7 protein-coding genes are annotated in these 10478 nt (G+C 59.9%); 3 read left to right on the top strand and 4 right to left on the bottom strand.

Going from position 1 to position 10478, the window contains the following annotated elements:
- Positions 1-65: 65 nt before the first annotated feature.
- The 3 genes from WAW39_RS00905 to WAW39_RS00895 form a co-directional block, all read right to left on the bottom strand.
- Positions 66-521: a hypothetical protein gene (locus WAW39_RS00905; RefSeq protein WP_422314808.1), complete on the bottom strand. Its 456-nt coding sequence runs from the start codon at positions 519-521 to the stop codon at positions 66-68.
- Positions 522-591: 70 nt separating this feature from the next.
- The gene (locus WAW39_RS00900; protein WP_422314806.1) at positions 592-2103 is read right to left on the bottom strand and encodes a hypothetical protein; all 1512 of its coding nucleotides are present in this window, start codon (positions 2101-2103) and stop codon (positions 592-594) included.
- Between the two features lie 81 nt (positions 2104-2184).
- Complete coding sequence (locus WAW39_RS00895) at positions 2185-3522, bottom strand: hypothetical protein (RefSeq protein ID WP_422314804.1); 1338 nt, start codon at positions 3520-3522, stop codon at positions 2185-2187.
- Positions 3523-3951: 429 nt separating this feature from the next.
- Between WAW39_RS00895 and WAW39_RS00890 the strand changes: the two genes are divergently transcribed.
- Together WAW39_RS00890 and WAW39_RS00885 are read left to right on the top strand one after the other, a co-directional pair.
- A complete protein-coding gene (locus WAW39_RS00890; RefSeq protein ID WP_422314802.1) occupies positions 3952-6027 on the top strand; it encodes a DEAD/DEAH box helicase in 2076 nt (691 codons plus the stop codon).
- Positions 6024-7328 carry a DNA-processing protein DprA gene (locus tag WAW39_RS00885; protein ID WP_422314800.1) on the top strand — a complete coding sequence of 435 codons (1305 nt, stop codon included), beginning with the start codon at positions 6024-6026 and terminating at the stop codon, positions 7326-7328. Before WAW39_RS00890 ends, WAW39_RS00885 begins: the two co-directional genes overlap by 4 nt.
- 72 nt (positions 7329-7400) lie before the next feature.
- Here WAW39_RS00885 and WAW39_RS00880 read toward each other — a convergent pair whose 3' ends face one another.
- Positions 7401-8621 carry an SGNH/GDSL hydrolase family protein gene (locus WAW39_RS00880; RefSeq protein WP_422314798.1) on the bottom strand — a complete coding sequence of 407 codons (1221 nt, stop codon included), beginning with the start codon at positions 8619-8621 and terminating at the stop codon, positions 7401-7403.
- A 429-nt stretch (positions 8622-9050) separates the two neighbouring features.
- On the opposite strand from WAW39_RS00880, the gene WAW39_RS00875 reads away from it, so the two are divergent.
- Positions 9051-10415 carry a DUF1501 domain-containing protein gene (locus WAW39_RS00875; RefSeq protein ID WP_422314796.1) on the top strand — a complete coding sequence of 455 codons (1365 nt, stop codon included), beginning with the start codon at positions 9051-9053 and terminating at the stop codon, positions 10413-10415.
- Positions 10416-10478 lie beyond the last annotated feature (63 nt).

The raw sequence follows: 10478 nt of genomic DNA, 5'->3' as shown, positions 1-10478 counted from the left end.
CACCCATATTTTGGGGGTGCGAAGCCATTCCTGCATGGTCAGCGCAAAATCAGGCCGGTTCGAATTCAGTGTGGGAGTTCATCAGGAATGATGACCTCGTGGAAGATGCCCTCGCTTTCGGGAGCGGCGTCGACCACGAGTGACTTGGGGATTTTTTCAGGCGGAACCTTTTTCAACGCGAGCATGACTGCATCATAAACCATGACTGAGACGAAGTTGTTGAATGGGCCCATGGCACCGTCTGGCGAACAGCTTTGACCTTTGTACTCAAGTGCGTCCTTGGCGTCCGAGTGTGCCATCCAGGTCTCGCTGTCATATGTGAAGTTCACGGGGCTTCCTACGTCATCGAAAATGGTTTCCGGCGTGTGGTGCGTGCTCGGATAAGCGTGGATCTGCCCCCAGTTTGCCTGCACATCAAAGCGGATCACCGAGGCTCTGCCGTGTTCTTGGTGGAACTCCTCAATGGTGGCCAGCACAAAGGCCTGCACGGCTTCGCTCTCGCTTTCGATGTCAACTTTCATGGTATGGGATGGCGATACAAATGGGCTGGATTTGTCTCGCCATCTTTATAGCCAACATTCACCGCTCCACCTACTTCTTAAACGCGGCACCCTCAGGCTTTCCGGCGGCTTGGAAGTAGGCGAGGAGGTCGAGGATTTCTTCTTTGGTGAGGGTGTTGAGGAGGCCGGGCATCATGGGGGAGAGCTTGGAGGTTTCCTTGGTCTTGATGTCGGCTTTGCTGATCTCCTTGGTGTCGGGGGCGAGCATGCTGGGGCGGAGGATGATTTTGTCATCGGTGTCACCCACGATGCGGCCGGTGAGGAAGTTGCCGTTTTTGAGGGTGATGTCGGTGTTGGCGTATTGCTCGGAGATGACTTTCGAGGGTTCGATGAGGGCTTCGAGAATGACCTGCGGCGAGTAGCGGCTGGCCACGGCGGTGAGATCCGGGCCGACGGAGCCGCCTTCATCGCCGATGCGGTGGCACATGAGGCAGAGCGTGCCGTTCACGGCGTCCTGCCCCTGCGCGAAGTTGCGACCTTTGCTGAGTTTGTCGAGATCGCCGATGAGGTCGGACATCTGCCAGTTCTTCACGAAGGTGCGGTCCTTCTTGGGCTTCTTGAGCTTGGGGGCGGGCTCGATCCAGGAGTCGAGCACGGGCTGCAGCGCGGCGAGTTCTTCGGGCGGCACGTTGGCCATGGCGGTGCGGCGGATTTTGACGAGGAAGTTGCTGAAGCTTGCGCCATCGCTGAAGTCGCGGCCGGCATCGGTGAACCACTTGAGGGTGGTCTCGGGATGCTGCGATGTAGTGCGCTTCTGGGCCCACCAGGCGAAATACTGGCGGCGCATTTCCGGTGTCCAGCCATTGGTGATGGTGCGCAGGGCGACGACGTAGTTGAGCTGCTCTTCCTGCGTGGGTGCGGCGGCGAGGAGCTTGAGCGTGCGGGTGATGGTGTCGGGTGCATCGAGCGCGAGGAGTGTCTGGCACAGCTCGCGATTGAGCGCGACGCTCGGTGCGGGGTACATTGGGCTGATCATGGCGATGATGGGCGCGGCGACTTCAGCGGCGGGTTTGCCCATGCGGCTGATGGCGACTTCGATGACGCGAATGCGCTCAAGGTGCTGGTCCTGGCTCTCGACCGATACTAGGGGAACCTTTGCGCCACCTTTGTAGACCCTGAGCGGCGGGAGGGGAACCTTTGCGAGGGCTTTGAAGAGATCGCCCTGCGCCTCAGTGCCGCCGAGTCGTGCGACGGAGAGGAGGATGGTCAGCGCGGCGGTGGGGTTTGTCTCTGCCAAGGCGCGTGCTTTCCATGAGTTGATGGGCTGGCTTTCGATGGCGATGCGTGCGGCGTAGCGGATGAAGCGGTCTTCGCTGGCGAGATGCGGCCATGCAGTGTCCACGGCGGCTGCGTCTTCGTGGCCGTGGAACGCTTCCAGCTTGTGGCGCAGCGTGCGGGATTCATCGCCTGCGACTTCGTGGAGGTCGGCGGGTGCGGTGGATTCGGTACCTTCGTAGGTCACGCGAAACAGCGCGCCCTGGGTGTGGCGTCCGCCGATGGTGAAGTACATCGCGCCGTCATCGCCGATGGTGAGGCCGGTCAAATTGAGCGGGGTCTTGCCGGATTTTTCGTGGAGCGATTTCGGCGCGACGAAGTTTTCCCAAGTGCCGCCGTAGCTGGCGCCCTACGGCGTGAGATGCACGGCGATGAGGCGGCCATAGGTCCAGTCCTGGATGAAGAAGGCGCGCTGGTACTTGGCGGGGAATTTGGCACCGGTGCCGAAGCCCACGCCGGTGGGGCAGCCGATGCCGATGGTCACGGTGGCGGGCAGGCTGTCGTGGTAATACTCGGGCCACTTGCTGGCGCCTTCGCGGAAGCCATGGTCTGCGCCGCTGGTCACATGATAGACGCGCACCGGGCGATACCACGGTGTGCCCCAGTCCCACTCCATGTCGCTGTCAAAGCCGAAGAGCTCGCCATCGTGATTGAAGGCGACGCCGTAGGTGTTGCGCTCGCCGCTGGCGATGAGTTCGCAGTTCTTGCCATCGGGATCCATGCGGACGACGAAGCCGCCCGGGGGCTTGCGGCCTGCGCCGAAGCCGTTGCCATCTTCGGCGCGTGGCAGCACGAGATCGTCCGCGTAATTTTTGTGCGGGGAGGTGGGCAGCACATCGGCAGGCACATCGACAAAATTTCCGCAGAGCACGTTGAGGTGCTTTTTGTCGGGATTGAGCAGGATGGTGTGCGCGCCGTGGTCGCCACCGCCGCCGCGCCACTCGCGGAGGAACTCGACCTTGTCGAAGGCCTCCTCGGCGGTGGTGGAGGTGCAGCGCCAGAGGCCATAGACGTTCTTGCCATCGGGGCCATTGCCACGGCCATTGATGTAGAGGCTGTCAAAGGCGAAGAGCATGCCCATGACTTCGCTGAGCGGGATTTTGAGGATCTCGGCCTTGGTGACTTTGCCGTTCTTGAGCGTGAGGCGGGAGATGGGTTCTTTCGGTTCCGCGCCGAGGAGCAGGCGGCCCTGAGGATCTTTCGCGATGGAGATCCACGAGCCTTCCGTGGCTGCGTCCGCCTTGCGCACGAGCTCGACCTTGAAACCGGGGAGCGTGGCCAGCAACTCGCCGGGATTTTCCGTGACGACGGCAACGGTCTTCGGCTTCGAGCCATCCGCAGGTCCATAGACGGCCTTGGTGATGACGAGTTTTTTGCCCGCAGGCGCTACGATTTCCAGCTTGCGGTTCTCGCCCACATCGCGCGAGAGCTTTTCGTCGCCGAGCGTGTACTCGATGTGCAGTTTCTTCGGCACGCCTGCGGCGGTGTCGCCAAAGAGATCGTTGCCCGCGGTGATCGAGAGCTTGTCATCCTTCACCGCGCCCGCGACGACGGCGGTCACGTCCGTGGGGTCCTTGGCTGCGAAGGCAAACTCAGCCTGAGTGATGCACGCGAGGGCGAGTGCGAGCAGAGCGGACTTCAATCGAAAACGAGGCAGAGGCAGACTGCGGGAGGCTGGGTAGTTCATGGATGGATCAGGACGAAGGCGAAGGCGGAATCGAGGGGAAAAGCGGTGGCGCACCTGCCGCAGGAGGCGGGTGGGTTCAAATGATTTACGTGGGGAGGGCGGGGGAGTTTGCAGGGGGGATGCGTGATCACTGGTCGCATGTTGCGATGGTCCTTACCCTGACACCCATTTCCCAGCTATAAGCTTCGCATGGCGGGTGATGGCGGTTGCTTTACTGCCTGCGCCGCAATGGCACAGCGGCAACGCGCCTATTGTGCAATAGTTTTATTGCGCACGCTGGTTCAACGCCATTTTTCTGCGGAATATCTTGCCATGGCAATATCACCAAGATCTATTCAGTAAAATCCGTATGGTTTGCCGAACATCCAGCAATTCTGCCGCCTCCGCAGGCATGAGTTGAGTGTCACGGAACTATAGAATCGTCATGCCATGCCTTACAACCCAACACGTGCTCTCCAACTCCTGCGCCTCGGAACACAGAATCCCGAGGCTGCTTTTCATGACGGTCAGGAAGAAGCAATCCGACATGTAGTCGATGGCCGTGGCCGTTTGCTCGTGGTGCAGAGGACGGGTTGGGGCAAAAGCTCAGTGTATTTTATCGCCACCAAGCTGCTGCGTGAAGAAGGCATGGGACCGGCCATTTTGATTTCGCCACTGCTGGCGTTGATGAGGAATCAGATCTCAGCGGCGGAGAGGATGGGGGTACGCGCTGTCACTATAAACTCGGAGAATCAAGACGACTGGCAAGCCATTGAGGATGCGCTGGTTCAAGACGACGTGGATATCCTCCTGATCTCACCTGAACGACTGGCCAACCCCCGCTTTTGCTCAGATGTACTGGCTCCTATTGCCGCCCGCATATCACTGCTGGTGGTGGACGAGGCGCACTGCATCTCCGACTGGGGCCACGATTTTCGACCGCATTACCGCTTCATTGAACGCATTCTGCGCACGATGCCTGCTAATCTTCGCGTATTGGCGACCACCGCCACGGCAAATAACCGAGTGCTTGCTGATTTGCAGTTGGTTCTGGGGCCGAATCTCACGGTGGCGCGTGGCGAGTTGGGCAGATCCTCTCTGCTCTTGCAAACGATACGGATCCCAAACCAAGTGCAGCGCATGGCCTGGCTGGCCACTCACCTTCCGAATATCGTCGGTAGCGGTATCATCTATACTCTGACAGTGCGGGATGCTGTGCAAATCGCGGGTTGGCTACAATCACGTGGTATTCTGGCAGAAGCCTATACTGGCGAAACCGGAGAGCGGCGGGTGGAGCTAGAGAACGCACTTTTAGATAATCAGGTTAAGGCGCTGGTGGCGACACCGGCACTCGGCATGGGGTTCGACAAGCCGGATCTGGCTTTTGTGATACACTATCAGACTCCCGGTTCAGTGGTGGCCTATTATCAGCAGGTAGGCCGTGCTGGCCGAGCATTGAATGCCGCTCATGGGGTCTTGCTCAGCGGAGCAGAAGAAACCGACATTACGAACTTCTTCATCGAGAGTGCATTTCCCTCGCGTGATGAAGCGGCTCAAGTTCTGGCAGCTCTTCAGGGCGCACCGGACGGGCTTTCACTCAATGAACTCATGCCGCTGGTCAACGCAAGACGCGGACGGATCGACAAGGCCTTGCAACTCATGTCACTGGAATCGCCTGCACCAATTGTGAAAGTGGGCGGCAAGTGGTGTCTCACAGTGGCCAATTTGGCGGAAGCGTTTTGGGAGAGAGCGGACCGTCTCACTGATCTGCGGCGTTCCGAGCAGCAGCAGATGCAGTCCTATGTCGCTCTGGAAAATGGACATATGGAATACCTGATACATGCCTTGGATGGAGAGTTAGGGGAGCATCAGCCTCCTCCAATTGCTCCGCTGCCAGAATCTTTCGACGAAGGAATCGAGCGCGAATCTCTGGCATATCTTCGTCGAACCAGCCTGCCTTTGGAGCCGCGCCGTCAATGGCCAGGAGGAGGTTTGCCTCATATGAACGTGAGGGGGAATATTGCTGAGGCTTTCCGGGCGCAGACTGGACGAGTCTTATGCGTATGGAATGATGCGGGTTGGGGTACTTTGGTTCGAGAGGGAAAATCTAGAAATGGACGCTTTGCCGATCAGCTCGTCGAAGCCAGTGTCGTGATGATTCGAAATTGGGCTCCATTTCCACCGCCAGCGTGGGTGACGTGTATTCCCTCGCGCCGTCACCCCACTCTGGTGCCTGATTTTGCTCGTCGTCTTGCTGCCGCGCTGAATTTGCCGTTCCATGTGGTGTTGGAAAAGACAGATGAGAGACCTGCACAAAAAGACATGGCCAACAGCAGTCAGCAGGCGCGAAACGTGGATGGCGCTTTGCAAATTCTGGGAAACATCCCAACCGGTCCCGTGCTTCTGGTGGATGACATGGTGGATTCCAAGTGGACGCTGACGGTTGCTGCCTATCTTTTAACATCCAATGGCAGCGGAGCAGTGTATCCTCTGGCACTGGCATCCACTGCAAACTCTGACGAATGATCGAACCTCTGACACCAAACACACAGGCCATCCTGCTGCTGACTGCTCCGCTAATCGCCGGGCGCAGTGAGACTTCGTGTGATCTGCTTAGTCTCGGTGAATACAATCGGCTCGCTCTGATTTTGCGCCAAAAGCAGAGGCAGCCCGCTGACTTGATCGCGCCGGATGCGAAGGAGTTGATTGAAACCTGCTCCCAGCCTTTTGGTCGCGAGCGTTTAAACGCGCTGCTGAGTCGTGGTTTCCTGCTGAGTCAAGCAGTGGAGCGCTGGAACGCGCGCTCCATCTGGGTAATCAGCCGCGCTGATTCCAAGTATCCGAAGCGGCTAAAGTCGAGGCTCAAGGAAGATACTCCGCCGCTTCTCTATGGTTGTGGGGATGTTGCTTTATTGGAGAAAGGCGGGCTGGCAGTCGTAGGCTCTCGGCACGTGGATGATGAACTCATCAGATACACGGAGAACGTGGGACGCATCAGTGCTGAGGCGCATCGTTCGATCGTCTCTGGCGGAGCCAGGGGAATTGATCGTGCAGCCATGCATGGCGCTCTGGTGGCAGGTGGTGAAGTGGCAGTTGTAATGGCAGACAGTTTAGAGAAGGCTGCTTTGGCCCGCGATAATCGATCCCCTTTGATGGATGGCCGGTTGGTTCTCATCTCTCCCTATGATCCGGCAGCGGGCTTCAATGTGGGGCACGCCATGCAGCGCAACAAACTCATCTATGCCCTCGCGGATGCTGCTTTGGTGGTGACTTCGGATTTCGAGAAAGGTGGCACATGGGCTGGAGCTGTTGAGCAGCTTGATCGTCTGCGCTTCGTGCCGGTTTTTGTCCGCAATGGCGCGAACTCAGGCAAAGGCAACTCGGCCCTTCTAAATCGTGGTGGCAAAGCATGGCCGAATCCGCAAAGCGGAAGTGAACTCGGATGGGCGCTTGTTGCTGCGGCTGCGGCCGTAATCGCGGAGCCAAAACAAGAAACATTGCCGCTTACCCTGCGGGAGGAACCACCCGTTTATGATGCTGCTCCCGAGATAGAGCCTGTTGCAGCAGTAACGGAAACATTGGAGCCAACAGCCGCAGACACTAAGCCGTCACCCGAAGAGGAGTTATTGAATGCGGTGCGGAAGATTCTCTGTCGTGAACTCGCAGACGCCCGTACAGAAGATGAAGTGGCGGCTCTACTGGCTATCACGAAACCGCAGGCTAAGTCTTGGCTCGCCCAATTGGTCCAGAAGGGGGTGATTGAGAAGGTCAAAAAGTCCAAGCAGGTGGGTTTCCGTACAGTAGCTAAGTCAGACAGCCTGATTTGAATGAACCCAGCGGCTTGTAGATGTGGTGCATAATCGCATCGGGTGGCAACCTATCCTCCATTTTCACACGCCTCACTTCTCCCCACCCAAAATCCCCAGCACCTGCGGGATGATTTTCGCGGCGAAGAGGGCGTGGCCGCGATCATTCGGATGCAGTCCACCCAGCACGCCGTTCTTCGGGGCGAGCGATCTGGCCACGCTGGGGCCGAGGTCGATGAGGGAGAGTTTTTTGTCTGAGGGATGGGTTTGCTGATGGGTGGCGACGGCGTGTTTGAGCTCTTTGGCGTAGTATTGGCCGAAGGGGATGAGGAGGATGATGTGGGCGTCGGGGGCGCTACGGCGGAGGGCGGCGAGGCTTTGGATGATGCTGGCCTGGGTGTCGCTGGGGTTGGACTTGTGGAGGGCGTCGTTGGTGCCGTAATTGATGAGGATGAGGGCGGGCTCGTGGCCGGGCTGGCCATCGGCGCTGAGGTGGCCCTTTGAGTCGAGCAGGGAGTGGTTGTTGCCGTCGATCTTGTTCCAGCGGCTTGCGGTGTCATCGTACTGTCCGCCGGTGCCGTTGGTGGAACCCGTGATGACGTAGTAGCCGGGGACATCGCCGGGTGGGTTGTCGCCGGGATTGATCCAGCCGCTCCAGCCGCAGGCGTTGATGCAGTATTCGTAGCCCTGGGTTTGCAGGGCCTGACCGATGAGCTGGGAGTACGGTGAGAGCTCGGTGGCGCCGATGCCTTCGGTGATGCTGTCGCCGATGATCATGGCCCACTTGGCGGCGGGTGGGTTGGGCACGGGACGGCTCTCGGCATCGAGCTGCAGGCCGGTGACGCGCAGCACGTTGAGGCCGCTTTTTCCGGGGCTGCCCCAGCGCTCTTTTTGCTGCGATGACTGAAGGACGACGCAGAGCTCATGCGGCCCTGCGCGCTGGAGGTCTTCGATGACGATTTCATTGGCGCAGGGGATCTTGGATTTCCACACGCCATCGATGCAGTAGGCGATCTGCGGTCCTTTGAAGAGGAGCGGAAAGGTGGAGGTATCGAGCAGGAGTTTGGCGGTGGGTTTCGCGTTCGTGGTCTCCCATGTGACGCGGAAGTAGGCGCCGGCGTTCCAGGTCTGGCGGAAGAGCTTGCCGCTGCGGCCGGCATCGCCGGTCCAGTTGCCGGGGGAGAAGACGATGGCGGGGGAATCGACGGAGAGGGTGACGGGGTCTGCGGCGTGCAGTGCGGCCAGCGGTGAGAAGAGGAGGGCGGCGGCGACTGTGATGAGCAGGACGGCGGCGAGTGTGAGGAAGCGCTTCATGGAATTGGGGGGGAATTACGCAGCATGGGGGTGTTTGCATGCGGGTTTTGTGGGGGGGATGTAGATGGGGGGATGGTCACAATGACATGCGTGAGCGTCTTGGAACCGTAGCGAAGCGAAGATAGACAGCCACAGGCTGCCCGAAGGGTGAGCAGAGCGAATCAGTGCGGTGGCAGAGATGCACGGCGCAAGCCTGCATCGGCGACACCGCTTTCGCGGGGTGAAGTATTCGCTTCGGTCTTAGGCTGCCGTCCGGCTTGCGAAAGCGGCGTCGCGCCCAGGCTTGCCGCCGCACTCCAAGACGCTGTCGCGTTCGCTGAGGCCCAAATGCGAGCGGGTGGCATGGGGGCTGGAAAGAGACTTCGGGGCGGCGGCGTATCTTTGCGCGCTCCAGAGGCCATCGGCGGCATTTGGCAACCACTTCATGTCATGCTCAAAATCCTTGCTCCTGCAGATCACGCCAGTCCGCTCTGTGATGGGGTGTCGCGGCGGAATTTTCTCAAGATCGGCGGACTGGGTTCGATCGGGCTCTCATTGCCGAAACTGCTGGCGCTGGAATCGCAGGCGGGCATTGGGAGTTCGCACAAGTCGGTGATTCTCATCTATTTGGTGGGCGGGCCGCCGCATCAGGACATGTTTGACCTCAAGCCGAATGCGCCGAGGGAGATCGCGGGGCCGCACAAGCCCATCGGGACGAATGTGCCGGGCATTGAGATCTGCGAGCTCTTCCCGCGCATGGCGAAGATGATGGACAAGTTTACGATCATCCGCTCGCTGGTGGGGGCGCAGGCGGGGCATGATGCGGCGCAGTGCTACACGGGGCATGTGCCCACGGGCGTGGCTCCGCCGGGAGGATGGCCGCAGTTTGGCAGCGTGGTGGGCAAGCTGCAGGGGGCGCTGGATCCCGCCGTGCCGCCGTTTGTCAGCATGTGCTACGACTGCACGCACGGCCCGTACAATGAGCCGGGGCCCGGCATGCTGGGCTCTGCGCACAGTGCGTTTCGGCACACAGGGCCGAGCCGGGGAGATCTGACGCTGCAAGGGATCACGTATGACCGGCTGGCGGATCGCGCGCGGCTGCTCGCCAGCATCGACCGTTTTCGCCGGGATGTGGACTCCAGCGGCCGCATGGAGGGCATGGATGCCTTCACGCAGCAGGCCATGGGCGTGCTGACTTCCTCCAAGCTGGCTGATGCGCTGGATCTTTCCAAAGAGGACCCGCGCATTGTGGCACGTTATGGTATGGGCGACACGGTCAAGCGCATCGATGAAAACGGCGCGCCGCGTGTGCCGCAGAGTTTTCTCACGGCACGGCGTCTGGTGGAGGCCGGGGCGCGTGTGGTCACGGTGAACTACAGCAAGTGGGACTGGCATGGCGGAGCGGGCAATGACATTTTCACCCGCGAGCGCGAGGACTTTCCGATCTTTGATAAAGGCATCACCGCGCTCATTGAAGACCTGCATCAGCGCGGCATGGACAAGGACTGCACCGTTCTTGTGTGGGGTGAGTTTGGCCGCACGCCGATCATCAGCAAGCAGGTGGGGCGTGATCACTGGCCGCGCGTGGCCATGGCGCTGCTGGCGGGTGGTGGCATGCCAAACGGCCAGGTGATCGGCTCCACGGACCGCCTGGGTGGCGAGGCCGACAGCCGCCCGGTGACCTTCCCCGAAGTCTTTGCCACGCTGTATCGGAACCTGGGGATCGATGTGAACACCGCGACGGTGACCGATAACAAAGGGCGTCCGCATTACCTCGTGGAGAACGGCGCGCAGCCGATCCGGGAGCTGATTTGAGGTGGGGGGGATGGGGAATTGCACGCACTGCCTCACGCACACATCTCAACGCTCACGCGTGGG

This window comes from Prosthecobacter sp. (genome assembly GCF_049294395.1).
GTDB lineage: Bacteria > Verrucomicrobiota > Verrucomicrobiia > Verrucomicrobiales > Verrucomicrobiaceae > Prosthecobacter.
Note: the sequence above shows the minus strand (reverse complement) of the source record. Positions and strands in the feature narration are given on the sequence as shown.